Below are 26,275 nucleotides of genomic sequence, written 5' to 3' on the forward strand. Positions count from 1 at the left end.
ATAGCCACAACCTCGGCTGTACTCGATCACAACTACAAGGGAGAGCAGCATGCAAGGCCTGAACATCAATAACCCGCGCCTGGAATTCCTGCGCCCGGCCCTGGAACGCTGGGTAGATTGCATCGACCGCTTCAACCAGACGCTCGGCGATGGCGAGGCGCCCTACTGGCACGGCGCCCAGGCTAATCTCGGCCTACTCTGCGCCGCAGCCTGGCAAGCAGAGTTGGTGACCCTGCAACAGCATCAAAGCCGCAAGCAGCGCGAAGACGGTGACCGTGAGGGCCGCTGCGACCTGTACATTGCCAGCCGCGAAGAAGCCGCCTACCTGCAAGCCAGCCAGCGCTGGCCGAAAATTGCCAAGCTCGACCTCAACAATGCCCTGGCCGAGACTGTGTATGCCGCCCGGCAGATCGCCGCGCCGAGCCAGCTCAAGGTTGCCGCATTGTTCGCCAGCCCCTGGAAAGCCGGCCAGCACGCCAGCCCCGAAGAGCTCCAGGACCTGGTTGACGACCTGCAAAAGCACAACGCCTGTGCCATCGCCTGGTACTTCCCCTACGCCTATCGCAAACTGCACAACGAAGCCGGCCAGTATTACCCTGGCATCGCCCTGCTGCTCAAGCAGGCCTGAAGCAGGCGAGATCAGCGCTTACGGCACAGGGTCAAGCCATCGCCAATCGGCAACATCGACAGATCCACCCGCAGGTCATCCTTGAGCGCACGGTTCAGCGCCTGGATCGCGCGGGTGTCTTCACTGTCCGGATTCTTCTCCAGCACCCGCCCACTCCACAAGGTGTTGTCGAACAACACCAGCCCGCCTACCCGCAGCAAACGCAGCGCCTCTTCCAGATAGTGCGGATAGTTGGCCTTGTCGGCATCGATGAAGATCAGGTCATAGCGCTCTGCCGGCAGTGTCGCCAAGGTCTGTAACGCCGGCGCCAGGCGCAGTTCGATACGCGCGGCAACCCCGGCCTCTTGCCAATAGCGCCAGGCCACAGCGTTGTAGCTGCCTTCAAGGTCACAGCAGAGCAGCTGCCCATGCTCCATGGCCTGGGCCATGCACAGGGCACTGTAGCCGGTGAAGGTACCCACCTCGATCACCCGTTGCGCGCCGATCAGGCGCACCAGCAGCGCCAGCAGTTGCCCCTGCTCCGGCGCCACCTGCCAGCGCGCGTCGGGCAATGCCTGGGTCTCAAAGCGCAAACGGGCGAGCAAAGGTGTCTCGCGCAGCGACACGCTTTGCAGGTAGTGGTAGAGCGGATCGTCGAGGTAGAGTGTCTGAGCGGTCATCGTCTACCTCGAAAGGTTCAGGGGTTGCGCGCCAGATGCGCCGGCTGCAGCACGCGCTTGGCGTTCAGGTAGGTTTTTTGCCAGTAGCTGTTGGACAGGGAGTCCAGGCGCACCGTTCCGCCGGTGGCTGGGGCATGAACGAAGCGCCCTTCACCGACATAGATGCCGGCATGGCTGACCTGCGAACCGCCATTGGTGGCAAAGAACACCAGATCACCGGACTGCAGCTCGTTGCGCTCGATGCTGGGGGCGCGGATGCCGATCATTTCACGGGTCGAGCGCGGCAGCGAGATGCCGGCAGCATCGCGATACACATAGCCAATCAGGCCACTGCAATCAAAACCCGAGTCCGGGGTGTTGCCGCCCCAGCGGTACGGCGTACCCACCAGGCCCAGGGCGCGAAACAGCACGTCTTCGGCAACCGGGGAGAAATACACTTGCGGGGCCATGATCGCAGGCTCAACCACTTTACGCGGGGCCGGGGCATGACTTGAGCAGGCACCGAGCAGTGCCGCGAGGGAAAGTACAGCGAGGCGCGCCATCATCGCCATGGTCAGAACATCCTGTCTGAAGCCGCTCCGGCCTAGAGCCGAAAATAGTTGAGAATTTAGATTAGACGCTTTCTGTAAACACGCACGGCGACGAGCTTTTCAGCTACGTCGCCGTGGTCGAACCTGTCGCAGGATCAGTTGCGCGAGAGGGTGGTCGCGGCCGGAGCCATGGCCAGTGCACGCTTGGCTTCGATGAAGGTCTTGCTCCAGTAGCGATCACCGAGCTTGTCGATGCGCACACCACCGCTGCGGCGGCTGCTGGAGTGGATGAACTGGTCGTCGCCCAGGTAGATCCCGGCGTGACTGACGCGGCCACGACCATTGGTGCTGAAGAACAGCAAGTCGCCTGGCTTGAGGTTGTTGCGAGAAACCAGCGGCGCCTTGACGTTGATCATTTCGCGGGTCGAGCGCGGCAGGTTGAGGCCGGCTTCCTCACGGAACAGGTAGCCGATAAAGCCGCTGCAATCAAAGCCGGTGTTCTCAGAAGTACCACCGAAACGGTAACGGGTACCGATCAGCGACATGCCGCGTTCGAGAATGTTGTCAGCCAGGGCTGGCAGTTGGTAAGGCTTGCTGCTGGCGAAATCTTGCAACTCTGCTTCGGCGGCCAGTTCTTCCTCGAACGTCGCCTGGACGGAGGACTTGGTCAAAGCCTGAGCGGAAACCTGTTGCGGCTGAACCTGCTGCTGCGATACGGGACCGGTGGTCGCGCAGCCAAAAAGCAGGGTCACGAGTGCGAGGGGCACGAGGGGTGCGAAGCGATTTAGCATGGGCACGACCGTGTCTGGGATTTAAAGAAGCCGAGACTATGCCTTCTATCGCATCGATTTGCAAATTCAATCGAAAATAATGTGACTTTTATGTGCCGAGGCTCTAGACCTTGTTTTACCAGCCCAACGTCTCTTTCAAAAACGGGATGGTGAGCTTGCGCTGAGCCTGCAAGGAGGCCTGATCGAGGCGCTCGAGCAGGTCGAACAGTGCACTCATGCTGCGGGTACCGCGGGTCAGGATGAAGTGCCCAACCTCGTCGGTCAGGTGCAGGCCACGGCGCGAAGCACGCAATTGCAGGGCGCGCAGCTTGTCTTCGTCAGACAGCGCGCGCATCTGGAAGATCAGCGCCAGGGTCAAACGCGACTTGAGGTCGGCAAGCTTGATCGGCAGCTCACGGGGCGAGCTGGAGGCCGCGAGCAACAGGCGTCGGCCGCTGTCACGCAAACGGTTGAAGAGGTGAAACATGGCCTCCTCCCACTCAGGCTTACCGGCAATCACATGCAGGTCGTCGAGGCAGACCAGTTCGTACTGCTCAAGGTTGTCGAGCAGTTCGATGCCACGGTCGAGCAATTGCGCCAGGGGCAGATACACCGCTGGCTCGCCCATTTGTTCAAAGCGCAGGCAGGCAGCTTGCAGCAGGTGGGTACGGCCCACGCCTTGCTTGCCCCACAGGTAGATCAGGCTTTCGGTCCAGCCGGCGTCGGCTTCGCAGAGTCGCTCGACGTAGCCCAAAGCGGCGGCGTTGGCACCCGGATAGTAGTTGATGAAGGTGGCGTCATCACGCAGACGCACACCCAGGGGCAACTGGATCGGTTTCATGCTGGCTGGGCAGTCCCGAAGAACCGCAAGGGGCCTTTTGTGAAAAGTCGGCAAAGTTTATACCCGTGACGTCGGCCGCACAATGCGTTAGCAAAATCAAAGGCTTGCACGGCACGCGGGGTGGACATGGGTCAATCCTCCAGCAGTTCCTCTGCACTCAGGCGAAACAGCTCCAAGGGTTGTATCGTTGCGCCCTCGACCGAGCCCAGCTTCTCCAGCACCTTGTTGACCGCGTCCATTTCGGCACTGCGTCCGGCAACCCGCTCAAAGGTGCGGCGCGGCACGGCAGTGCTCCAGCCATGCTCGAAGGTTTCGTAAGCCAGGGTCAGCGCCGCAGTGAAGTAATGTTGGCCGGCCACGGGCAACTTCACAGCTTTGTCGCCCTGATCATAGGCGACGAAGTGGTTGGGTAACGAAGCGATCCCCAGGCGCTTGAGCACCACCCAGGAGAACGCCGAGGGTACGAACATCGTGAGCTTCTCGGCCTCCAGCCGCGAGTAGCCCTGCTGCTGCAGCGCCGCCGCCACATCGTCTTCGTCGAGATCATCGGCCAGCAGCGGCAATGCATCCATCACGCCTGCCAGTGCGCAGGCGTGCTCCGTTTCATGTTCCATCACGCAGGGTGTCCTATTACAAATCAGGGTCTATCTCGCCAGCATACATGTCCGACTCTTTATACAGGTCGTGAATGTGCCGCAGCAGCACCATGATCACCGCCGCCACCGGCAAGGCCAGCAACACCCCGGTAAAGCCGAACATTTCGCCACCGGCGAGGATGGCGAAAATAACCGCCACCGGGTGCAAGCCAATGCGGTCACCCACCAGCAAGGGCGTCAGCACCATGCCTTCCAGGGCCTGACCGATCATGAACACTGCGGCAATACCAAGCAGCGGGTACGGATCGCCACCAAACTGAAACAACCCGGCGATCATCGCCGCGCCGATGCCAATGATGAAGCCCATGTACGGCACGATCGCCGCCAGGCCAGCCAGCAGGCCGATCAACAGGCCCAGCTCCAGCCCCACCAGCATCAGCCCCGAGGCATAGATGATGCCCAATGCCAGCATCACCAGCAGTTGGCCGCGAACGAAAGCGCCCAGCACCTCGTGACACTCGCCGGCCAACGCCACTACCCGCGCCTCGCGCTGACGCGGCAACAGGCTGCGGATCTTGGCCATCATCAGGTCCCAGTCACGCAGCAGGTAGAAGCTCACCACCGGGATCAGCACCAGGTTGGCCAACCAACCGATCAGGGCCAAGCCCGAGGCGGTGGCCTGGGACAGGATCACCCCGACGATATCGGTGGTCTGGCCCATGTGCTCGCTGATAGCGGCCTTGATCTTGTCGAACTTCCAGAAACCTTCGGCCAGCCCCAGGCGCGCCTGCACCCAGGGCAGGGCCTGATGCTGCAGCCAGTCGAGCATCTGCGGCGCCAGCTCGTAGAGGCGCACCAGCTGCCTGGCCAGCATCGGCACCAGCACCAGTAACAGCAAGGTCAGCAGCAGGGTGAACAAGGCAAACACCACCACCACGCCCCAGGTGCGCGACAAGCCGGCGCGCTCCAGGCGGTCAACCAGCGGGTCGGCCAGGTAGGCCAGCAGGATGCCGACCAGAAAAGGTGAAAGAATCGGGTGTAGCCAATAGAGCAAGGCGGCGCACAGCAGCCCCCCGCCCAGCCAAACCCAGCGACGTGTATCGGTCATGAACGGCTCCCGGCCAGGTCAGGGTTTACCAACGAAAACGCAGCCCGTTGAAAGGTTGCGCGGCTGCGGCCTGGGTTGCCCCGGGGTTGGCCGGATCGGCGGCGACAGGTGCTGCCGGCGCCTCGGCAGGCATCTCCTGCAACTTGGCCAGACCCAGTTGCGCGCGTAATTGATCGCTGTTGCCAGTGACCTGGTAGGTCAGGGTATCGCCCTGCGCCTCCTTGAGCCGCGCGCCATAGGGCTCGAGGACTCGACCCAGTTCGGCATAGCGCTCCAGGGTCATGCCCTGAACCTGTACTTGCATTTCGCTACTGGCACCAGGACGCGCGACGAAACGCGGCGCCAGGCGATTGCTGACTGCAAGCATCACGGCATCGGCCAGGGCAGCCTGATCTGCACCTTCGGCAGTGCCCTGCTCGCGCTGCTCGCCCAGCCACAGGCGCCACTTGCCCTGCCATTTGCCGTCGGTTTCACTGGCGTGCACCGCCAGCAAGGCGTCAGCGCCATAGCGTTCGGAGGCCTCACGCAGTGGCGCCGGATCGCTGCCTTCAAGGTACTTGCCGGTAGCCACCAGTTGTTCCTGCAGATCGGCCAGTGGCAAGCGCAGCGGCAGGCCACGGTGCTGGGCAGCGCGACGCAACGGCTCGGCGCTGCCCTGGCCGTCGCCGACCAGGTTCGAGCCTTCGAGGCTGTCGTTCAACCACCAGCCAAGGATCGATGGCCGGTTGTTGCCCCACAACGCCAGGCCCGCCTGACGCAAAGCACGTTCGGTGCTGCCCGGATCGAAGTCGACCAGTACGGTTTCCGGCGGACCGGCCTCGAAGCCGAACTGGCTGATGATCTGTTGCGGATCTTTACGCAGGGCAGCCAAGCCTGGGCTTTGTGCGGCCTTGGCATCGCCGGTCAGGCGCAAAACCAGGGTTTCGAGGGCTTTTTCGGTGGCTTGGGTACGGGCTTCGGCGCCCTGGCCGTTAACCGACTCGCGCACCTGATACAGACCGGAGAGGGTTTCAGCCTGGGCCGAGAGGCCGAACAGGGCCAGACAGCCGGCGGCCAGGTAGTTACGCAAACGCATGAAGGATTCCTGTCCTGGTGATAAAGAAGCGAAGGCAGCTAATCGGACGCAGCTCAGACCGCAGCACTCGGTAAAACATTCAACTGCGGACAGTAAATTCTGCCCATCGCCTTTGCTATACCTTATACAGCCTGCGCCGTGGCAACCAGTCGCACACTGTTAAAGCGTATTTTTCGCAAGATTAAGGCTCTGCCCGTCGGCCTGAGGATGGCCGCTACCGGGCAACCCTGATAAAATCGCGCGCCTTCGCAGACCGGCGACGGTCGGGCAGCCGGATTATCTCCGCCTTGCCTGGCAGGTCACGGTCGATTCCCCTGAATCCCTCCCCCCTAAAGGCCTGGATCATGAGCAAGCAACCCTCCCTGAGCTACAAGGACGCCGGTGTAGACATCGACGCCGGTGAAGCATTGGTCGAACGCATCAAAGGCGTCGCCAAGCGCACGGCGCGCCCGGAAGTCATGGGCGGCCTGGGCGGTTTCGGCGCCCTCTGCGAGATCCCGGCCGGCTACAAACAGCCGGTTCTGGTCTCCGGCACCGATGGCGTCGGCACCAAGCTGCGCCTGGCGCTGAACCTGAACAAGCACGACAGCATCGGCCAGGACCTGGTCGCCATGTGCGTCAACGACCTGGTGGTCTGCGGTGCCGAGCCGCTGTTCTTCCTCGACTACTATGCCACTGGCAAACTCAACGTCGACATCGCCGCCACCGTGGTCACCGGTATCGGTGCCGGCTGCGAGCTGGCTGGCTGCTCCCTGGTCGGCGGTGAAACCGCTGAAATGCCAGGCATGTACGAAGGCGAAGACTACGACCTGGCCGGTTTCTGTGTCGGCGTGGTGGAAAAGGCTGACATCATCGACGGCTCCAAGGTTGCCACCGGCGACGCGCTGATCGCCCTGCCGTCCTCCGGCCCGCACTCCAATGGCTACTCGCTGATCCGCAAGATCATCGAAGTCGCCGGCGCCGACATCGAAAACATCCAGCTCGACGGCAAGCCGCTGACCGAGCTGCTGATGGCCCCGACCCGCATCTACGTCAAGTCGCTGCTCAAGCTGATCAAGGACACCGGCGCGGTCAAGGCCATGGCCCACATCACCGGCGGCGGCCTGCTCGACAACATCCCGCGCGTCCTGCCAAAAGGCGCCCAGGCTGTGGTCGATGTCGCCAGCTGGCAGCGCCCAGCGGTATTCGACTGGCTGCAGCAGCAAGGCAACGTCGACGAGCACGAAATGCACCGCGTGCTGAACTGCGGCGTAGGCATGGTCATCTGCGTTGCCCAGGATCAGGTCAAAAACGCCTTGAACGTCCTGCGTGAAGCCGGCGAGCAGCCTTGGGTCATCGGCCAGATCGGCGTTGCTGCCGAAGGCGCTGCCCAGGTCGAGCTGAAGAACGTCAAGGCACACTGATGCCGAGCAAGACCTGTGATGTCGTGGTGCTGTTGTCCGGCACCGGCAGTAACCTGCAAGCGTTGATCGACAGCACCCGCACCGGCGACAGCCCGGTGCGGATCTGCGCGGTCATCTCCAACCGCGCCGATGCCTATGGCCTGCAGCGCGCCAAAGATGCCGGTATCGCCACCGCCGTGCTCGACCACAAAGCCTTCGACGGCCGCGAGGCATTCGACACGGCGCTGGTCGAGCTGATCGACGGCTACCAGCCGCAACTGGTGGTACTGGCCGGCTTCATGCGCATCCTCAGTGCCGGCTTCGTTCGCCACTACCAAGGCCGCCTGCTGAATATCCACCCTTCCCTGCTGCCCAAGTACAAAGGCCTGCACACCCATCAACGGGCGCTGGAAGCCGGCGATGCCGAGCATGGCTGCAGCGTGCACTTCGTCACCGAGGAACTCGATGGCGGGCCGCTGGTCGTACAGGCAGTAATACCGGTAGAGTTGGATGACACGCCAGAACGTCTGGCACAGCGGGTTCACAGCCAGGAACACCTGATCTATCCGCTGGCGGTGCGCTGGTTTGCCGAGGGCCGTTTGCGCCTGGGCGAGCACGGTGCTCTACTGGATGGCCAGCCTCTGGCGGCCAGCGGCCACTTGATTCGACCCTAGGAGAAATTATGCGTCGCGCCCTGCTCTTCGCTCTTGCCGTGCTCGCGTTACCGTTGCAGGCAGCCGATCTGAAGCCTTTCTCGGCCAGCTACACCGCCGACTGGAAGCAGCTGCCCATGAGCGGCACTGCCGAGCGCAGCCTGGAAAAGAACGCCAACGGTACCTGGGACCTCAATTTCAAGGCGTCGATGATGATCGCCAGCCTGACTGAGCAAAGTACCCTGAAGCTGGACAAGGACACCCTGCTGCCCCAGACCTACCACTTCGAACGTGGCGGCTTGGGCAAGGCCAAGAAGGTCGATCTGGATTTCGACTGGACCAGCAAGAAGATCACCGGCACCGACCGCGGCGACGCGATCAACCTGCCGCTCAACCGCGGCGTGCTGGACAAGTCCACCTATCAACTGGCCCTGCAGCACGACGTGGCAGCGGGCAAGAAGAGCGTGAGCTACCAGGTGGTCGATGGCGACGAGATCGATACCTACGACTTCCGCGTCTTGGGCCTCGAAAAAGTCACCACCAAGACCGGCCAGGTCGATGCCATAAAGGTTGAGCGCGTACGCGACCCGAGCCAGAGCAAGCGCATCACCGAGCTGTGGTTCGCCAAAGACTGGGACTACCTGCTGGTGCAACTGCGTCAGGTCGAGACCGACGGCAAGGAGTACGTGATCGTGCTGCAGGAAGGCACGGTCGACGGCAAGGCGGTCAAGGGCAACTGATTGCCTGACTGCTGGTTATCCCCCAAACCCCGCCTTGTGCGGGGTTTCTTTTTATACCCAGGTAGGAGCGGGCTTGCCCCGCGAAAGCGAGCTGTCTGTCCCATCGCATCGCGGGGCAAGCCCGCTCCTACTGACATGAAAGATGTTTCATGCGTTGTTTATTTACTTAGCCTGCTAACAAATTCTATAAAAGAGACCTGCGACACGGTGCCGCAGTTAACTGAACGTGGAGTTTGCAGATGACTGTCAAAGTAACTGAGCGCGACGAAAGCAAAATGTCTCACGAAGGCCTGGCTGCAGGCCTGCGCATCTGGGATGTGCATCAGCAGGATCAATTGGTCGGCATGTTCCACAACGAGCATGAAGCCCACAGCTACCGCATCGAGCTGGAATACCTCGAAAACAGACAGCAGCAGCCATAGCATCCTCCAGCAAAAACAAACCCCGCCGAAGCGGGGTTTGTTTTTGTTACCACATCAGATCGTCAGGGATCACGTAGGCTGCGTACGGATCGTCGGCATCCGGCTCTTCAACCTGGGTGTTGAGCAAGACAATACGCTGCGGGTCGCGCTCCTGGATCTTCACTGCGGCCTCACGGGGGATCACTTCGTAACCGCCGCCATGGGCGACGATGGCCAGCGAACCACTGCTCAGCTTGCTGCGCATCAGGGCGTTGACCGACAGGCGCTTGACCTTCTTGTCGTCGACGAAGTTGTAGTAGTCCTCGGTGGTCAGCTTGGGCAGGCGCGAGACCTCGATCAATTGCTTGACCTGGGCGGCGCGGGCTTTCTGCTCAGCCTTCTCCTGCTGCTGGCGGTTGAGCTCCTGGTCGCGCTTGGCTTTCTCGGCCATGGCTTCCTTGGCCAGCCGCTGCTGGGTATCGTCGACCTCGACCTGGCCTTTGTGCTCCAGGCGTTTTTGTTTCTTCTGATCTTTACTGACCTGCTTGACCTGTTTCTGGTTGACCAGACCGGCCTTGAGCAATTGGTCGCGAAGGGAAAGGCTCATCGTTCACTCACTTATGCAACAGCTCAGCCGCAGCTGGGCAGGTTCTTTTCCTGACGTTTGGCTTCGCCCCAGAGCGCATCCATGTCTTCGAGGGTGCAATCTTCAATCGGACGGCCTATCTCGCGCAATGCCTGTTCGATAAAACGAAAGCGTCGTTCAAACTTTTTGTTGGCCCCGCGCAGGGCGTTTTCCGGGTCGACCTTCAAGTGCCGGGCCAGGTTGACTGCCGCGAACAGCAGGTCGCCAAGCTCGTCGGCCAGCGCCACGCTGTCGTCGTCGGCCATGGCCTGGAGCACTTCATCGAGCTCTTCGCGCACCTTGTCCAGCACCGGCAAGGCGTCGGGCCAGTCGAAGCCGACCCGGGCCGCGCGCTTTTGCAGTTTGGCTGCGCGCGACAGGGCCGGCAATGCGGCCGGCACATCATCGAGCAGCGACAACTGTTCAGGCTCGCCCTTCTCGGCGCGCTCCTGGGCCTTGATTTCTTCCCAGCGCTGCTTGACCTGGGTTTCATCGAGCTTGGGCGTATCCAGTGCAGCGTACAGCTCGCCGGTAGGAAACACGTGAGGGTGACGGCGGATCAGCTTGCGGGTGATGCTGTCGACCACACCGTCGAACTCGAAACGGCCTTCTTCACGCGCCAACTGGCTGTAGTAGACCACCTGGAACAGCAGGTCACCGAGTTCACCCTGCAGGTGCTCGAAGTCGCTGCGCTCGATGGCGTCGGCCACTTCGTAGGCTTCTTCGAGGGTGTAGGGGACGATAGTCGCGTAGGTCTGCTTGAGGTCCCACGGGCAGCCGTGCTGCGGGTCGCGCAGGCGGGCCATGAGGTGGAGCAGGTCGTCTAGGGTATACATGTCGGGTTCCTTATCGCGGGGCAAGCCCGCTCCCACAGAGCCTGATACCTGTGGGAGCGGGCTTGCCCCGCGATGACGATGTCAAGGCGTACGGTTGCGCCGCGTCTCGATGATGTTCGGCAGTTGCGAAATCCGCCCCAGCAAGCGCCCAAGGGCATCCAGGCCAGGAATTTCGATGGTCAGCGACATCAGTGCGGTGTTGTCTTCCTTGTTCGAGCGGGTGTTGACCGCCAGCACGTTGATCCGCTCGTTGAGCAGGACCTGGGAAACGTCACGCAGCAAGCCTGGACGGTCGTAGGCACGGATGATGATGTCCACCGGGTAGGTTTGCACCGGCACCGGCCCCCAACTGACCTGGATGATCCGCTCCGGCTCGCGCCCGGCCAGTTGCAGCACCGAGGCGCAGTCCTGGCGGTGGATGGTCACGCCGCGGCCCTGGGTGATGTAGCCGACGATCGCATCGCCCGGCAGCGGCTGGCAGCAACCGGCCATCTGCGTGAGCAGGTTGCCGACGCCCTGGATCTGGATGTCGCCACGCTTGCCCGGTTTGTAGCCGGTTGCCTTGCGCGGCACCAGCTCGACATGGTCACTGCGCTCCGGCTCCACCAACTGCTGGGCGGCGTTGACCAGGTGCGCCAGGCGCAAGTCGCCGGCACCCAGTGAGGCAAACATGTCCTCGGCGGTGCGCAGGTTGGCTTTTTCCGCCAGGCGCTCAAAGTCGACCTGCGGCAGGCCCAGGCGGTTGAGCTCGCGCTCGAGCAGGGTCTTGCCAGCGGCGACGTTCTGGTCGCGGGCCTGCAGTTTGAACCAGTGGACGATCTTCGCCCGCGCCCGCGAGGTGGTGACATAGCCAAGGTTGGAGTTCAGCCAGTCGCGGCTGGGGTTGCCGTGCTTGCTGGTGATGATCTCGACCTGCTCGCCGGTCTGCAGGCTGTAGTTGAGCGGCACGATACGGCCGTTGATCTTCGCCCCGCGGCAGTTGTGGCCGATCTCGGTGTGTACCCGGTAGGCGAAGTCCAGCGGCGTGGCGCCCTTGGGCAGGTCGATGGCGTGGCCATCGGGGGTGAACACATAGACCCGGTCCGGCTCGATGTCGACCCGCAGTTGCTCGGCCAGGCCACCAATGTCGCCGAGCTCTTCGTGCCACTCCAGCACCTGGCGCAACCAGGAGATTTTCTCTTCGTAATGGTTGGAGCTGGGTTTGACGTCGGTGCCCTTGTAACGCCAGTGCGCGCAAACGCCGAGTTCGGCCTCCTCGTGCATGGCGTGGGTACGGATCTGCACTTCGAGGACCTTGCCCTCGGGACCGATCACCGCCGTGTGCAACGAGCGGTAGCCGTTCTCCTTGGGGTTGGCGATGTAGTCGTCGAATTCTTTGGGAATGTGCCGCCACAGCGTATGGACAATGCCCAGTGCGGTGTAGCAGTCGCGCATCTCCGGGACCAGCACGCGCACGGCGCGTACGTCGTAGATCTGGCTGAATTCCAGACCCTTGCGCTGCATTTTGCGCCAGATCGAGTAGATGTGCTTGGCCCGGCCGCTGATGTCGGCGTTGACCCCGGTGGCCAGCAGCTCGTTCTGCAGCTGGTTCATCACGTCGCCGATAAAGCGTTCGCGGTCCAGCCGGCGCTCGTGCAGGAGCTTGGCGATCTGCTTGTACTGATCGGGCTCCAGGTAGCGAAAGGACAAGTCCTCCAGCTCCCACTTGATATGACCGATGCCCAGGCGATGGGCCAGCGGCGCATAGATGTCGAAGACTTCACGGGCAACGCGGTTGCGTTTTTCGTCGTCGGCGCCCTTGACCGCCCGGATCGCGCAGGTCCGTTCGGCCAGCTTGATCAAGGCCACACGGACGTCGTCGACCATGGCTACAAGCATCTTGCGCAGGTTCTCGACCTGCGCCTGCGAGCCCAGCACCAACGACTGGCGCGGGCTGAGGCTGGCGCTGATGGCGGCCATGCGCAGCACGCCGTCGATCAGCTTGGAAACTACCGGACCAAAACGCTGGCCGACCTCGGCCAGAGTCACCTTGCCTTCACGTACGGCACGGTAGATGACCGCCGCGACCAACGAGTCCTGGTCGAGCTTGAGGTCGGCAAGGATTTCGGCGATTTCCAGGCCGGCCTGAAAACTCGACGTCCCATCGGCCCAGGAATGCTTGGCCAGGTTGCCCTTCTTCTCGACGTCCTGGGCGAACTCGCAAGCGGCCTTGAGGGCCTCCCGGTCCAGCGCCAGGTCGACGCTCACCACATGATCCAGCCATGCTTCGAGATTGATACTGCCGTCGGTGTTGACCGGCTGGTGCACTCTCACCTGTACCATCTTTGTTTACCTTTCCCTACAGCGCATTCGCGATGCGCTTGAAATCACTGGTGCTGCCCCTGCCGGACCCAAGGTGCAGCGCCGAACGCGTCAGCCAGGCTAACCCGCTTCGAATAACGCCATGGCTTCGACATGCGCCGTTTGAGGAAACATGTCGAGAATCCCGGCACTTTTTAACCGGTAACCCTGCCTGACCAGTTCGACGGTGTCACGGGCCAGGGTCGCCGGATTGCACGATACATAAACAAGACGTTTCGCTCCGAGGTCTGCGATTTTTCGCACAACCTCAAATGCACCATCACGCGGTGGGTCCAAGAGTACCGCAGAAAAGCCTCCTGCGGCCCAGCCCGACGCCGCCAAAGGCTGCGATAAATCGGCCTGAAAAAACTGCGTGTTATGCAAATTGTTGCTACGGGCATTGGCGGCCGCCCGCTCGACCATCGCCTGCACCCCTTCGACCGCCACCACCTCCCGGGCCTGCCGGGCCAGCGGCAGGGCAAAGTTGCCCAGGCCGCAGAACAGATCAAGTACACGCTCATCGGCCTGGGGTGCCAGCCAGGCCAGGGCCTGCTCGATCATCGCGGTGTTGACCTGGGCGTTGACCTGGACGAAGTCGCCAGGCCGGTAGGCCAGTTCCAGGTTCCAGGGTTGCAGGACAAAACCGAGGCTCTGACCGGCAACCACCGGTAAAGGTTCACCCTCACCTTGCAACCACAGCTGTACACCTGCTTCGCTGCAGAACGCTTCGAGGCGTGCCAGGTCGCCATCACCCAAAGGTGCGGTATGGCGCAACAACAGTGCCAACGCGGTACCGCTGAACAATTCGACGTGGCCCACCACCTGCGGTTTGCTCAGGCTGCGCAACAGGGTCGGCAGGTGACGCATGATCGACTGCAAGGGTTGTACCAGCACCGGGCAATCGTCGATGGCGACGATGTCCTGACTGGCTTCGGCGCGAAAGCCGACTTCAAGATTTTTTGCCTTGTTGTCCCAGCGCACCGCCACCCGCGCCCGGCGCCGGTAGCCGAACTCCGGCCCGGTCAGCGGCGCGGCCCAATGCTCGGGCTGAACGCCCGCGACCCGCTGCAACTGCTCGGCCAGCAAGCGTTGCTTGAGCGCCAGTTGCTCGGCATGGGGCAGGTGCTGCAGGTTGCAGCCGCCACAGCGGTCGAAGTGCTTGCAGGGGGCGTCGCGGCGCGCCGGGTTGGCCTTGAACACCCGTTCCAGGCGGGCCTCGACCACCTTGCCGTGGGTATTGAGTACCCGCGCTTCGACGTCTTCCTCGGCCAGTGCACCACTGACGAACCAGGTACGCCCGTCGAGAAAGGCAATGCCGCGGCCGTCACCGGCCAGGCGCTCGATGCTCAGGCGCTGTTTCTTGCCGGTGGGGATCTGTGGCGCACGGGTGCCACCGGCCGGCTGAAAGCGCAGGCCGCTGTTACGTTTATTCTTGGACATCAGTTCACTGAATCGAAAATGCCGGTCGACAGATAACGGTCGCCACGGTCGCAAATGATCGCCACCATCACGGCGTTTTCCAGCTCGTGGGACAGGCGCAGCATCGCCGCCACTGCACCACCGGAGGACACGCCACAGAAAATGCCCTCTTCGCGGGCCAGCCGGCGCGTGGTTTCTTCGGCTTCGCTCTGGGCCATGTCGACCACACGGTCAACACGCTCGGACTGGTAGATCTTCGGCAGGTATTCTTGCGGCCAGCGGCGAATACCGGGGATGGCCGAGCCTTCCATGGGTTGCAGGCCAATGATCTGAATCGCCGGGTTCTGCTCCTTGAGGTAGCGCGAGCAGCCCATGATGGTGCCGGTGGTACCCATGGAGCTGACGAAGTGGGTAATGCTGCCCTGGGTCTGGCGCCAGATTTCCGGGCCGGTGCTCACATAGTGAGCTTCGGGGTTGTCGCCATTGCCAAACTGATCAAGCACCAGGCCGCGACCTTCGGCCTGCAGTCGGTCGGCCAGGTCGCGGGCGCCTTCCATGCCCTCCTCCTTGCTGACCAGGATCAACTCGGCGCCATAGGCAGTCATCGCTGCCTTGCGCTCGGCGCTGGAGTTGTCGGGCATGATCAGGATCATCTTGTAACCCTTGATCGCCGCCGCCATGGCCAACGCGATACCGGTATTGCCCGAGGTCGCCTCGATCAGGGTATCGCCCGGCTTGATCTGCCCACGCAGTTCGGCGCGGGTGATCATCGACAGCGCCGGCCGGTCCTTGACCGAGCCTGCCGGGTTGTTGCCTTCGAGCTTGAGCAGGAGGGTATTGCTGGTGTCACCGGCAATGCGCTGCAGGCGGACCAGAGGCGTGTTGCCGACGCAATCGGCGATGGTTGGGTACTGCAAGGTCATGGCGTATTCGCAATCCAGACTGCGGGGGCGCCTATCATACCGGCAAACGGGATTTGCCCATATCACGCAATGTGTGGGGGTTATAGCTGGGAGCTATAAGCAGGGATTGGGGGTGGATGTTCCGGCCCTATCGTGGCATAGGTATCTACACATCTCTAGCGAGTCAGCCTATTGGCTCTTGATAGGCGTGCTTATCCAGTTGATGTGGCGAGGCTGGATAAGCACACATGCCCAGACCAACCCTGAGCCCTCTTCATAGATCAGGATTAGAGATGTGTAGATACCAATGCCTATCGTGGGGCAAGCCCGCGCCTACAGTAGGTGTGCATGCACTCAGGACCATATTCAGCCGCAGGCCCTGGCCGGTGTTTTGCGCCCACAACCGACCGCCCTGGCGGACGATGGCATTGCGGGCAATGCTCAAGCCCAGGCCAAAACCACCGTCTCCCGGCCGCGACCCGTCAAGGCGGGTGAAGGGGGCAAAGATTCGCTCAAGCTCAGCTTCAGCCACCCCGCCGCCCTGGTCTTCCAGCCAGATCAACCAGTCATCGCCCTGACGCCGCCCATCCAGGCGGATCACGCCACCGGCTGGCGAATGACGGATGGCATTGCGCAAGATGTTCTCCAGGGCCTGGGCCAGGCTGTTGAGGTTGCCCTGCACCCAGCACGAGGCGTCGAGCACGCAGTGCAACTGCGCAGGCTGCCAGGCACTTTCATAGCAGGCATCTTCGGCCAGCATCTCCCACAGCGCCTGAACCTGGATCGGTTCCTTGCTCAAGGGCGCCCGCTCGGTGTCGAGCCAGGCCAATTGCAGTGCGTCCTCGACCAGGCGTTGCATGCAATCGATCTCCCGGCCCAGGCGTTCGCGCAACTGTTCGGCATCAGCTTCACTGTCGCACGCCACGCGCAAACGGCTCAGGGGCGTGCGCAGCTCATGGGAGAGGTCACGCAACAACTGTTGCTGCAGGGCCACGGTGCCCTGCAGACGTTCGGCCATGTCATCGAAGGCGCGGCCCAGCTCACCCAGTTCATCCTGGCGGCTGGTGGTGCTGCTGGCCACCCGTGCCGAGAGCCGATCGGCGCGCCAGGCATTGGCCTGTTCGCGCAACTGGATCAGCGGCACGATCAGCATGCGGTAGAGACCGATACACAGCAGCAAGGTAAACAGCCCCGGGATAATGCCATTGGTCACTACCCGCCACAGCACCTTGTACTGCCCCGGCGCCAGGCGTTGCGGCAGTTCCATGACCAGGGTTCCCAGGTGCGGCTGCTGCGGGAACGGCAGGCGCATCCACGGCATGCCGATCGAACGCGGGCTCACCGGCCAGTCAATGCCGCGCAAAAAGGTCAGGCGCCGACTTTGTGCTTCGTTCAGCGGCGTGCCGCTCAAGGACTGCAGGTCCGGGCCGACCACCCCGACCCAGCCGGACTCCTTCTGCCGCACCGCACTCAACCAGGCGTCGATACCGGCCTGGCCGCCTTGCAGCCAGGCCTGCTCGGCCTCACCGGCATAGGCTTGCAACGTGCTTTTGGCCTGCTCGGAGAGGAAAGCGTTCTGCGTGTCCATGTGCCGGCCCCAGGTCCAGCTCAGGCCGATCATCAACAGGCAGAAGCCCACCAGCAGGATGGCCAGCTTCCAGAACAACGAATGACGATTGGGCATTTTCAGCTGACCTCAGCGCTGCTGAGCACATAACCCTTGCCCCAGACTGTTCGCACTTCGCGCTCCAGGTAGCCGATGGCCTTGAGCTTGCGGCGAATCTGGCTGACATGCATGTCCAGGCTGCGGTCATGACGGGCATAACCACGCTGCAACACCTGTTGGTAGAGGAAGGCCTTGCTCAGCACCTCTTCATCGCTGCGCTGCAGGGTATCGAGCAGGCGGTACTCGCTGAGGGTCAGGCCCGCCCGCTGCTCGGCGTAATACACATCATTGACCTCTTCATCGAAGCGCAACTGACTGGGTAATACCGGATTGGGTTGCTGATGGCGCCGCTCCAGCGCCACCCGGCGCAGGATCGCTTCGATACGCACCTGCAACTCGACCATGCTGAACGGCTTGGGCAGGTAGTCATCGGCGCCGCGCTGGAAGCCGGTAATGCGGTCGGCCTCGGCGCCCAGGGCCGACATCAGGATCACCGGCGTCGAACTACTCTGGCGCAACTGCGCGAGCACCTCCAGGCCGCCCAGGCCAGGCAGCAGGATGTCCATCAGCACCACATCAAAGCAGCTGCTTTGCGCGACCTGCAGGCCGTCGCGGCCATTCTGGCACCAGGTGACCTTGCAGCCGCCGCGCTGCAGTTCTTCACGCAGATAGGCACCGAGGACCGGATCGTCCTCGATGGCGAGGATGTTGGAGGTATGAATGGATACGGGAGTCATTGGCCGATGCTAGCAATTCTCAATCACGCGATTATTGGACATTCACCGAATACAGGCAACCAGCGCTCGACCAAAGCCTGGCGTTAACCGGGGTAATCGACAAAAGCAGATACAAATGAGTGCATTACGCGAGTAGGCGCGGTACTTTTCCGACTTGGTCCGTCAGCAGGAGCTGACGGGGGCTTACAGCGCTTACCAAGCACAGGAGAGTGGCGTGCTGAATAGATTGGGGATCAGAAGCCGCGTGCTGTTGCTCGCCTTGTTGCCTGCCGGCCTTATGGCGCTGGTGCTGGGCGGCTATTTCACCTGGCTGCAGCAGAACGAGCTGCAGACCCAACTGCTGCAACGCGGCAAGATGATTGCCGAGCAACTGGCACCGCTGGTGGCGCCAGCCCTGGCGCGGCACGACCCGGCGCAACTGGAGCGCATCGCCGCCCAGGCCCTGGAACAATCCGACGTACGCGCGGTGGCTTTCCTTGGGCCCGATCGCAATGCCCTGGCCCATGCAGGCCCGAGCATGCTCAACCAGGCGCCCACCGGCGGCGGCACGCAATTGCTCCAGCGCACCGGCAATGACGCCACCCGTTACCTGTTGCCGGTGTTCGGCCGCCACCGCGACCTGGCCGGCGAGCTGATCCCCGGCGAAGCCGACCGCCTGCTCGGCTGGGTGGAAATCGAGCTGTCCCACGACGGCACCCTGCTGCGCGGCTACCGCAGCCTGTTCACCAGCCTGCTGCTGATCCTGCTGGGCCTGGCCGCCACCGCCCTGTTGGCGATGCGCATGAGCCGTGCGATCAACGGCCCGATCGGCCAGATCAAATATGCGGTCAACCAGTTGAAAGACGGCAACCTCGAGGAACGCCTGCCAGCCATGGGCAGCTACGAGCTCGATGAACTGGCTGCGGGTATCAACCGCATGGCCGAAACCCTGCACAACGCCCATGAAGAGCTGCAGCACAGCATTGACCAGGCCACCGAAGACGTGCGCCAGAACCTGGAAACCATCGAGATTCAGAACATCGAACTGGACATGGCACGCAAGGAGGCCCTGGAGGCCAGCCGGATCAAGTCCGAGTTCCTCGCCAACATGAGCCATGAGATCCGTACCCCGCTCAATGGCATCCTCGGCTTCACCCATCTATTGCAGAAGAGCGAGCTGACCCCGCGCCAGCTCGACTACCTGGGCACCATCGAAAAATCCGCCGGCAGCCTGCTGGGGATCATTAACGAGATTCTCGACTTCTCCAAGATCGAGGCCGGCAAACTGGTGCTCGACAGCATTCCGTTCAACCTGCGCGACCTGATCCAGGACACCCTGACCATCCTCGCCCCGGCCGCCCACGCCAAACAGCTGGAGCTGGTCAGCCTGGTGTATCGCGACACGCCGCTGTCGCTGGTCGGCGACCCGCTGCGGCTCAAGCAGATTCTCACCAACCTGGTGAGCAATGCCATCAAGTTCACCCGTGAAGGCACCATCGTCGCCCGGGCCATGCTTGAAGAAGAGCGCGAAGACAGCGTGCAGTTGCGCATCAGTGTCCAGGACACTGGCATCGGCCTGTCCACCCAGGACGTACGCGCGCTGTTCCAGGCCTTCAGCCAGGCTGACAACTCGCTGTCGCGCCAACCTGGCGGCACAGGCCTGGGCCTGGTGATTTCCAAGCGCCTGATCGAACAGATGGGCGGCGAGATCGGCGTTGACAGCACGCCGGGCGAAGGCTCGCAGTTCTGGATCAGCCTGAGCCTGCCCAAGGCCCGTGACGACGCCGAAGACCTGCCTTTGCCACCCTTGGTCGGGCGTCGGGTGGCAATTGTCGACAGCCATGAACTGGCGCGTCAGGCACTGGAACATCAACTCGAGGACTGCGGCCTGAGCGTCAGCTTGTTCAGCACCCTGGACCAGTTGCTGCATGCGGTCGAAGCCGCCATCCTGGCCGGACAACCCTTCGAACTGGCGGTGCTCGGAATCAGCCTCGACGACCTCTCGCCTGAACGCCTGGGCCAGTACATCCAGCAACTGGAGCGCCTCGCCTGTCAGCCGCTGGTCCTCTGCCCGACCACCGAACAGGCGCTGTACCACCCTTACCTGCCCAATGCCCATAGCCAGTTGCAGGCCAAGCCTGCCTGCACCCGCAAGCTGCGCCGGGCGCTGGTCGAGATGATCCAGCCGCGACGCCCGGGCAGCGACAGCAAACCGGTGTCCGACCAACCCTTACCCAAAGTGCTGTGTGTCGATGACAACCCGGCCAACCTGCTGCTGGTACAAACCCTGTTGGAAGACCTGGGTGCCGAAGTGCTGGCGGTCGACAGCGGCTATGCGGCGGTTCAAGCGGTGCAGGACGAGCGCTTTGACCTGGTGCTGATGGACGTGCAGATGCCCGGCATGGACGGACGCGAATGCACCGAGCAGATTCGCCGCTGGGAAACCAGCCAGAGTGGCGCCGCCTTGCCGATCGTTGCGCTGACCGCCCACGCCATGGCCAATGAGAAGCGCGCCCTACTGCACAGTGGCATGGACGACTACCTGACCAAACCGATCAGCGAACGCCAACTGGCCCAGGTGGTACTCAAGTGGACTGGCCTGGCCCTCGGCGCACCACGCCCGGAACGGCCGCAGGAGCGCACGCCCGAGAACATTGAACTCAAGGTGCTGGACCCGGAAGAAGGCCTGCGCCTGGCCGCTGGCAAACCGGACTTGGCCGCCGACATGCTGGCCATGCTGCTGGCCTCGCTGGAGTCCGACCGCGAGGCAATCCGGGTCGCCCGCGAGGCCGCCGACCGCAATGGCATGATCGAGCGCGTGCACCGCCTAAATGGCGCCTCGCGCTACTGCGGTGTGCCGCAATTGCGCGCCGCCTGCCAACGCAGTGAAACCCTGCTCAAGCAGGATGACCCACAGGCGCCGCAAGCCCTGGACGAACTGGACCGGGCCATCACCCGGCTGACGGCCCAGGCGCGCATGAGCGCCTGAGCCCTGGCTGACCTGGGGCAAGGCTGAATCCTTGCCCCTTGGTTAAACTTTCAGGCAAAGCCTTCAGGAAGATCCTATGCGCGTATTGTTTTTCAGCAGCCAGACCTACGACCAGGACAGCTTCACCCACGCCACTGCTGCGCCAGGGCTTGAGCTGCACTTCCAGCCCGCGCGCCTGACTGAAGACACCGCAGCACTGGCCGCTGGCCATGAAGTGGTCTGCGCCTTCATCAACGATGATCTCGGCGCTAGCGTGCTGCAACGCCTGGCCGCCGCCGGCACGCGCCTGATCGCCCTGCGCTCGGCCGGCTACAACCATGTCGACTTGGCCGTTGCCAAACGCCTGGGCCTGGCCGTGGTGCGGGTGCCCGCTTACTCGCCCCACGCCGTGGCCGAACATGCGGTGGCGCTGATCCTGGCGCTCAACCGACGCCTGCACCGGGCCTACAACCGCACCCGTGAAGGCGACTTCACCCTGCACGGGCTGACCGGCTTCGACCTGCACGGCAAGACCGTCGGCGTGGTCGGCACCGGGCAGATCGGCGCGGCGTTCGCCCGGATCATGGCCGGCTTCGGTTGTCAGTTGCTGGCCTATGACCCCTACCCCAACCCTGAATTGCTGGCCTTGGGCGCACGCTACCTGAGCCTGCCGGAGCTGCTGCGCCAGGCCCAGGTCATCAGCCTGCATTGCCCACTGAACGACACTACCCGTCACCTGATCAATGCCCGCAGCCTGGCCGACCTTACCCCCGGGGCGATGCTGATCAACACCAGCCGTGGCGCCCTGGTCGACACCCCGGCGCTGATCGAGGCCCTGAAAAGCGGCCAACTCGGCTACCTGGGGCTGGATGTCTACGAGGAGGAAGCCCAGCTGTTCTTCGAGGACCGCTCCGACCAGCCCTTGCAGGACGACGTGCTGGCGCGGCTGCTGACCTTCCCCAACGTCATCGTCACCGCCCACCAGGCTTTTCTCACCCGCGAAGCACTGGCCGCCATTGCCGCCACCACGCTGGACAACATTACCCGCTGGGCGGCAGGCAATGCGCAGAACTTGGTCGAGGGTTGATGCTAGGATACGCGGCAGATTTGGAGGACCCATGGTCGAACACGATTTCCGCTACACCCTGTTTAACCCGCAACACACCCTGATCGAGTGCCGCGCCCTGGTACCGGGCCGCTATCAAGTGACCGGCAACGGTGGTTCGATCCAGAAGAGCGACGTTCTGCTGGTGACCCTCAAGGGCAGCAAGGATTTGTCCATGCGCCTGACGGTGGAATCCGTGCGCCACCTGATCAACCCGACCGGCCAATGGGTCGCGGTGGCCAGCGGCCCGGTATTCGGCGAACTGGCGATCCACACCTGGGAGGTCAACTGCGACAGCTGCCAGGCGAACCTGAATTTCGAGTTCGCGGTCGACGCCAAGCTGGGCAAGAAGGCCCAACAGCCGGCCGCCAGCGTACGCATCGCCGAACTTGGCTGGATCAGCCGCGGCGACAAACACCTGTGCCCGAAATGCAAGGAGACGGCCCAGTGAAAACACTGTTGCTCTCAGCCCTGATTGGCACGACGCTACTCGGTTGCGCCGCCGAGCCGATGAAGCTGGAACAGGAACGCAGCTATCTGCTGGAATGGATTGGCGAGCGGCCGCTGATGGACTACAGCCACCTGACCCTGACCCTGGCCAGCGACGGTCGCGCCTATGGCAATGCTGGCTGTAACCACTGGTTCGCGCCCTATCAGCTCGAAGGCGACAAGCTGACCTTCGGTAAGGTCGGCAGCACCCGCAAGCTGTGCGCACCGGCACTCATGGAGCAGGAAAAACGCTTCCTCCAGGCCCTGGAAACCGTGCAGCGCTGGGACATCTCGCCAATCGAGCAGGTGCGCTTCTGGCCGGCCGAGGGCAAGCCGCTGCGTTTCTGGCCTGAAGAAGGCTGAAATGCATCGCGGGGCAAGCCCTCAAGCGTCTGCTCCCCCATCAGTTGCTCACGTACCTTGCCCTTGTCATCGATGATGTAGGTCACCGGCAAGGCTTCGCTGCGCGGCAGCTCGTAACGCTCGGCCGGGTCGCTGGCCAGTACCGTGAAGCCAATGCCCAGCGCTTCACTGGCCTTTTTCAGCTCCTCGCCCTGCAAGCCGTCGAAGTTCACCCCCAGCACCTGCACGCCCTGCCCCTGCCACTGCTTGGCAGCCGCGTTGAGTTCAGGAATTTCTACACGGCACGGGCCGCACCATTCCGCCCAGTAGTTGAGCACCAGCCAGTGCCCTTCAATCTGCTCGGCTTTCACTGCCTGACCGTGCTGGTCCAGGCCGTAATCTGCACCGCAACCGCCAAGCAACAGGCTCGCGGTGATGGCCAGTGCTGCTGCCAAACGCCTTGTCATGGGTCAATCCTTCTCGAAGATTCAAGCAAAATGCGAAGTCGCTGCGGTTAGAATAGCCGCCACACCCTGCTGGATGCGACCCGAACATGACCGACCTGACCCTGTATCACAATCCACGCTGCTCCAAATCCCGTGGCGCCCTCGAACTGCTCGAGGCTCGTGGCCTGGCCCCGACTGTGGTGCGCTACCTGGAAACCCCGCCGACGGCCGGCGAGCTCAAGGCCCTGCTCGGCAAGCTGAACATCAGTGCGCGCCAGTTGCTGCGTAGCGGTGAAGACGAATACAAGGCGCTCAACCTGGCCGACGCCAGCCTCTCTGACGCTCAATTGATCGACGCCATGGTCCAGCATCCCAAACTGATCGAACGGCCGATCCTGATCGCGGGCGACAAAGCCGTGATCGGCCGGCCACCGGAAAAGATTCTGGAGATCCTGCCGTGAGCGCGCCGTATATCCTGATCCTGTTCTACAGCCGCCACGGCTCGACCAGCGAGATGGCCCGGCAAATTGCCCGCGGCGTCGAGATGGCCGGGCTGGAAGCGCGCATCCGCACGGTACCGGCGATCTCCACCGAGTGCGAAGCGGTGGCCCCGGATATCCCTGAAACCGGCGCGCTGTATGCCACCCTGGACGACCTGCGCCACTGCTCGGGCCTGGCCCTGGGCAGCCCGACGCGCTTTGGCAACATGGCCGCACCGCTCAAGTACTTCATCGACGGCACCAGCAGCCTGTGGTTGAGCGGTGGCCTGGTCGGCAAGCCAGCGGCGGCATTCACCTCCACCGCCAGCCTGCACGGTGGCCAGGAGTCGACCCTGCTGTCGATGCTGCTGCCGCTGATGCACCACGGCATGCTGATCATGGGCCTGCCCTACAGCGAGTCGGCGCTGCTGGAAACCCGTGGCGGCGGTACGCCGTATGGCGCCAGCCACCATGCCGGCGCCGACGGCAAGCGTGACCTGGATGCCGACGAAATCGCCCTGTGCCGCGCCCTTGGCCAGCGCTTGGCAAGCACCGCCAAATTGCTGGAGAACGGCCGTGGCTAAAAAGCCCAAGGTACTGCCCTCGATCGATTGGTTGATGCCGCGCTTGCGCCTGTCCCGGGCACTGAGCCTGGCGAGCTTTTTCGGCCTGGTCGCCTTGCTGACCCTCAACAACCTGCTGTTCGCCGACCTGCACGGTGCGCGTGTCGGGGTGATCCTGGCGATCGAGCTGGTGCCACTGGCGCTGCTGCTACCGGGCATGCTGCTGGGCAATGCCCGCGCTCACGCCTGGGCCTGCTTTGTGGTCAACCTGTACTTCATCAAGGGTGTGCTGGCCGCGTTCGACCCGGCCCGGACACTATTCGGCTGGCTGGAAGTGGTGATCAGCCTGACGCTGTTCGTCAGTGCGTTGCTGTATGTGCGTTGGCGCTTTCAGTATGAGCGGCGGATGGCGGGGGAAGGTTCGAACTAGGTAAATTCATCGCGGGGCAAGCCCACCACCGGATTTCATTGCCCCGCGATAAATACTCAATGATTGACGGTATGCGCCAGCATCACCGACAGCTGGCACAGCGGCCGCCCACTCTCGGCATGCCACTGGTTGAACGCGTCCTGCACCAGCGCCAAGTCGCGCTGGCTGGTCGGTGGCTTGTCGATGATGTCCTGGGCGATCAGGGCCGCAGCCATATCATCGGTAGGGATGAAGGTGTCCTTGCCGCACATGCGCAAGAAGCGCGGCGCCGACAGCCCACCCAACTGGTTGCCGTGCTTGGCCAGGTACTTCCACAGGCCGACGATATCGGTTACCGGCCAGTCGGCGATGAATGCACCGAAACTACCGTGGGCCTTCTCCACATCGAGGATCATCTGCGCATTGCGCGGCACGCTCTTGAGCTTGCCCAGGTGGCGGATGATCCGCGTGTCCTGCATCAGCCGCTCCAGGTGCTCAGCGCCCATCAGTACGACCTTTTGCGGGTCGAAGCCGAAGAACACCTGCTCGAAAGCCGGCCATTTGGCGTCCACCAGGCTGTGTTTCAAACCGGCGCGAAACACCCGCAGGGCCAGGGTCGACAAGTAGCGGTCGGCACTGGTTGCGCGCAGTTGCTCGGGGCTTTTGGCCTGGGGCAGGAAGGCTTCCAGGGCCGCGGCCGAGCCAAAGCGGTTCAGGCAGTACTCATGCAGCCATTGGTAGTCACGCATGGCCGTCAGATGTTCAGCACGTCGACAAAACGCGGGGTGGCCGTCTCGTCGATCTTCAGGTTGGTGAAATCGAACAGGTTGCGGTCAGCCAGTTGCGACGGCACCACGTTCTGCAGGCCGCGGAAGATGCTCTCGGTACGCCCAGGGGTCTTGCGCTCCCACTCCACCAGCATGTCCTTGACCACCTGGCGCTGCAGGTTTTCCTGGGAGCCGCAGAGGTTGCACGGGATGATCGGGAATTCGCGCATGTCCGAGTAGGCCTGGATGTCCTTCTCGCTGCAGTAGGCCAGCGGACGGATCACCACGTTGCGCCCGTCATCGGCCCGCAGCTTGGGCGGCATGGCCTTGAGGGTGCCGTTGAAGAACATATTGAGGAAGAAGGTCTCGACGATGTCGTCGCGGTGGTGCCCCAGGGCCATCTTGGTCGCGCCGATTTCGTCGGCGAAGGTGTACAGGGTGCCGCGACGCAGGCGCGAGCACAGCGAGCAGGTGGTCTTGCCTTCGGGGATCAGTTCCTTGACCACCGAATAGGTGTCCTTCTCGACGATGTGGTACTCGACGCCGAGGGTTTCCAGGTAGGCCGGCAGCACGTGCTCGGGGAAGCCTGGTTGCTTCTGGTCCATATTCACCGCGACGATGTCGAACTTGATCGGCGCCACTTTCTGCAGGTGCAGCAGAACATCGAGCATGGTGTAGCTGTCTTTGCCTTATAGCTTAAGAAAACATAACTGGACAGCACCAGCATAAGCACAACCTATTGATTTTAAATGAATTAAATAGAAAGCTGGCTTTACAGAAAAAGGTGGAAAAGTAAATTTTGCGTATTCCTGAGCTCTGA

The 26,275-nt window shown here is 62.6% G+C and carries 27 protein-coding genes and 2 pseudogenes; 12 read left to right on the forward strand and 17 right to left on the reverse strand.

All coding sequences use genetic code 11. The annotated features are described in order from the left end of the window. Positions 1-49 precede the first annotated feature (49 nt). Positions 50-628, forward strand: coding sequence for a hypothetical protein (locus tag M5G17_RS07885; RefSeq protein ID WP_273892407.1), 579 nt, complete (start codon positions 50-52; stop codon positions 626-628). An 11-nt stretch (positions 629-639) separates the two neighbouring features. Here M5G17_RS07885 and M5G17_RS07890 read toward each other — a convergent pair whose 3' ends face one another. The 7 genes from M5G17_RS07890 to M5G17_RS07920 all read right to left on the reverse strand — a co-directional run bounded on the left by M5G17_RS07890 (position 640) and on the right by M5G17_RS07920 (position 6,207). Beyond that, positions 640-1,287 (reverse strand): O-methyltransferase, encoded by a 648-nt coding sequence (locus tag M5G17_RS07890; RefSeq protein WP_273892408.1) that lies wholly within the window; start codon positions 1,285-1,287, stop codon positions 640-642. A gap of 17 nt (positions 1,288-1,304) precedes the next feature. Further along, complete coding sequence (locus M5G17_RS07895; protein ID WP_273892409.1) at positions 1,305-1,838, reverse strand: C40 family peptidase; 534 nt, start codon at positions 1,836-1,838, stop codon at positions 1,305-1,307. Positions 1,839-1,972: 134 nt separating this feature from the next. Then, positions 1,973-2,608, reverse strand: coding sequence for a C40 family peptidase (locus M5G17_RS07900; RefSeq protein ID WP_273892410.1), 636 nt, complete (start codon positions 2,606-2,608; stop codon positions 1,973-1,975). A 115-nt stretch (positions 2,609-2,723) separates the two neighbouring features. Then, on the reverse strand, positions 2,724-3,428 hold the full coding sequence (gene hda / locus M5G17_RS07905; protein ID WP_273892411.1) for a DnaA regulatory inactivator Hda: 705 nt from the start codon (positions 3,426-3,428) through the stop codon (positions 2,724-2,726). 131 nt (positions 3,429-3,559) lie between these two features. After that, positions 3,560-4,042, reverse strand: a complete 483-nt coding sequence (locus M5G17_RS07910; RefSeq protein WP_273892412.1) for a hypothetical protein — start codon at positions 4,040-4,042, stop codon at positions 3,560-3,562. 16 nt (positions 4,043-4,058) lie between these two features. Beyond that, the gene (locus tag M5G17_RS07915) at positions 4,059-5,132 is read right to left on the reverse strand and encodes an AI-2E family transporter (RefSeq protein ID WP_273892413.1); all 1,074 of its coding nucleotides are present in this window, start codon (positions 5,130-5,132) and stop codon (positions 4,059-4,061) included. Between the two features lie 25 nt (positions 5,133-5,157). Continuing rightward, positions 5,158-6,207, reverse strand: a complete 1,050-nt coding sequence (locus M5G17_RS07920; protein ID WP_273892414.1) for a DUF2066 domain-containing protein — start codon at positions 6,205-6,207, stop codon at positions 5,158-5,160. Between the two features lie 344 nt (positions 6,208-6,551). Here M5G17_RS07920 and purM point away from each other — a divergent pair, with 344 nt between their 5' ends. From purM to M5G17_RS07940, 4 genes are all read left to right on the forward strand, one after another. Further along, positions 6,552-7,610, forward strand: coding sequence for a phosphoribosylformylglycinamidine cyclo-ligase (gene purM / locus M5G17_RS07925; RefSeq protein ID WP_273892415.1), 1,059 nt, complete (start codon positions 6,552-6,554; stop codon positions 7,608-7,610). Continuing rightward, positions 7,610-8,263 (forward strand): phosphoribosylglycinamide formyltransferase, encoded by a 654-nt coding sequence (gene purN / locus M5G17_RS07930; RefSeq protein ID WP_115085736.1) that lies wholly within the window; start codon positions 7,610-7,612, stop codon positions 8,261-8,263. Before purM ends, purN begins: the two co-directional genes overlap by 1 nt. Positions 8,264-8,271: 8 nt before the next feature. After that, positions 8,272-8,982, forward strand: coding sequence for a DUF3108 domain-containing protein (locus M5G17_RS07935; protein ID WP_273892416.1), 711 nt, complete (start codon positions 8,272-8,274; stop codon positions 8,980-8,982). 239 nt (positions 8,983-9,221) lie between these two features. Further along, entirely contained in the window at positions 9,222-9,404 is a 183-nt protein-coding gene (locus tag M5G17_RS07940; protein WP_130265858.1) for a hypothetical protein, read from the forward strand. Positions 9,405-9,450: 46 nt separating this feature from the next. Here M5G17_RS07940 and M5G17_RS07945 read toward each other — a convergent pair whose 3' ends face one another. The 7 genes from M5G17_RS07945 to M5G17_RS07975 form a co-directional block, all read right to left on the reverse strand. Continuing rightward, complete coding sequence (locus M5G17_RS07945; RefSeq protein WP_273892417.1) at positions 9,451-9,990, reverse strand: DUF2058 domain-containing protein; 540 nt, start codon at positions 9,988-9,990, stop codon at positions 9,451-9,453. A 23-nt stretch (positions 9,991-10,013) separates the two neighbouring features. Then, positions 10,014-10,844 (reverse strand): nucleoside triphosphate pyrophosphohydrolase, encoded by an 831-nt coding sequence (mazG, locus tag M5G17_RS07950; protein WP_273892418.1) that lies wholly within the window; start codon positions 10,842-10,844, stop codon positions 10,014-10,016. Positions 10,845-10,925: 81 nt separating this feature from the next. Then, the gene (gene relA, locus M5G17_RS07955; protein ID WP_130265861.1) at positions 10,926-13,166 is read right to left on the reverse strand and encodes a GTP diphosphokinase; all 2,241 of its coding nucleotides are present in this window, start codon (positions 13,164-13,166) and stop codon (positions 10,926-10,928) included. A 99-nt stretch (positions 13,167-13,265) separates the two neighbouring features. Next, the gene (rlmD, locus tag M5G17_RS07960; protein ID WP_273892419.1) at positions 13,266-14,624 is read right to left on the reverse strand and encodes a 23S rRNA (uracil(1939)-C(5))-methyltransferase RlmD; all 1,359 of its coding nucleotides are present in this window, start codon (positions 14,622-14,624) and stop codon (positions 13,266-13,268) included. Further along, positions 14,624-15,526 carry a cysteine synthase CysM gene (gene cysM, locus M5G17_RS07965; protein WP_273892420.1) on the reverse strand — a complete coding sequence of 301 codons (903 nt, stop codon included), beginning with the start codon at positions 15,524-15,526 and terminating at the stop codon, positions 14,624-14,626. The genes rlmD and cysM overlap by 1 nt, the downstream gene beginning before the upstream one ends. A gap of 253 nt (positions 15,527-15,779) precedes the next feature. Next, a complete protein-coding gene (locus M5G17_RS07970; RefSeq protein WP_273892421.1) occupies positions 15,780-17,189 on the reverse strand; it encodes a sensor histidine kinase in 1,410 nt (469 codons plus the stop codon). Between the two features lie 2 nt (positions 17,190-17,191). After that, entirely contained in the window at positions 17,192-17,908 is a 717-nt protein-coding gene (locus M5G17_RS07975) for a response regulator transcription factor (RefSeq protein WP_273892422.1), read from the reverse strand. Between the two features lie 214 nt (positions 17,909-18,122). Between M5G17_RS07975 and M5G17_RS07980 the strand changes: the two genes are divergently transcribed. From M5G17_RS07980 to M5G17_RS07995, 4 genes are all read left to right on the forward strand, one after another. Then, positions 18,123-20,876: a response regulator gene (locus tag M5G17_RS07980; RefSeq protein ID WP_273892423.1), complete on the forward strand. Its 2,754-nt coding sequence runs from the start codon at positions 18,123-18,125 to the stop codon at positions 20,874-20,876. A 76-nt stretch (positions 20,877-20,952) separates the two neighbouring features. Further along, positions 20,953-21,942, forward strand: a complete 990-nt coding sequence (locus M5G17_RS07985; protein ID WP_273892424.1) for a 2-hydroxyacid dehydrogenase — start codon at positions 20,953-20,955, stop codon at positions 21,940-21,942. A 31-nt stretch (positions 21,943-21,973) separates the two neighbouring features. Continuing rightward, entirely contained in the window at positions 21,974-22,411 is a 438-nt protein-coding gene (locus M5G17_RS07990) for a hypothetical protein (protein WP_273892425.1), read from the forward strand. Then, on the forward strand, positions 22,408-22,812 hold the full coding sequence (locus tag M5G17_RS07995) for an META domain-containing protein (RefSeq protein WP_273892426.1): 405 nt from the start codon (positions 22,408-22,410) through the stop codon (positions 22,810-22,812). Before M5G17_RS07990 ends, M5G17_RS07995 begins: the two co-directional genes overlap by 4 nt. A gap of 14 nt (positions 22,813-22,826) precedes the next feature. On the opposite strand, the pseudogene M5G17_RS08000 reads toward M5G17_RS07995, so the two are convergent. Then, positions 22,827-23,258 (reverse strand): annotated as a pseudogene (locus M5G17_RS08000) (TlpA disulfide reductase family protein); the annotation flags it as partial. A gap of 86 nt (positions 23,259-23,344) precedes the next feature. Between M5G17_RS08000 and arsC the strand changes: the two are divergent. Genes arsC through M5G17_RS08015 form a run of 3 tightly spaced genes read left to right on the forward strand, consistent with a single transcriptional unit; the run spans position 23,345 to position 24,709 of the window. Then, complete coding sequence (gene arsC / locus M5G17_RS08005) at positions 23,345-23,698, forward strand: arsenate reductase (glutaredoxin) (RefSeq protein WP_273892427.1); 354 nt, start codon at positions 23,345-23,347, stop codon at positions 23,696-23,698. After that, entirely contained in the window at positions 23,695-24,300 is a 606-nt protein-coding gene (wrbA, locus tag M5G17_RS08010) for an NAD(P)H:quinone oxidoreductase (protein WP_010220380.1), read from the forward strand. The genes arsC and wrbA overlap by 4 nt, the downstream gene beginning before the upstream one ends. After that, positions 24,293-24,709 (forward strand): DUF2069 domain-containing protein, encoded by a 417-nt coding sequence (locus tag M5G17_RS08015; RefSeq protein WP_273892428.1) that lies wholly within the window; start codon positions 24,293-24,295, stop codon positions 24,707-24,709. Before wrbA ends, M5G17_RS08015 begins: the two co-directional genes overlap by 8 nt. A gap of 56 nt (positions 24,710-24,765) precedes the next feature. Here the strand turns inward: M5G17_RS08015 and M5G17_RS08020 are convergent, their stop codons facing one another. Both M5G17_RS08020 and ttcA read right to left on the reverse strand, forming a co-directional pair. Further along, positions 24,766-25,437 carry a DNA-3-methyladenine glycosylase I gene (locus M5G17_RS08020; protein ID WP_273892429.1) on the reverse strand — a complete coding sequence of 224 codons (672 nt, stop codon included), beginning with the start codon at positions 25,435-25,437 and terminating at the stop codon, positions 24,766-24,768. Positions 25,438-25,442: 5 nt separating this feature from the next. After that, positions 25,443-26,144, reverse strand: a pseudogene (ttcA, locus tag M5G17_RS08025) (tRNA 2-thiocytidine(32) synthetase TtcA); the annotation flags it as partial. Positions 26,145-26,275: the final 131 nt, after the last annotated feature.

It is taken from the genome of Pseudomonas rubra (assembly GCF_028656935.1).
GTDB classification, from domain to species: Bacteria; Pseudomonadota; Gammaproteobacteria; order Pseudomonadales; family Pseudomonadaceae; genus Aquipseudomonas; species Aquipseudomonas rubra.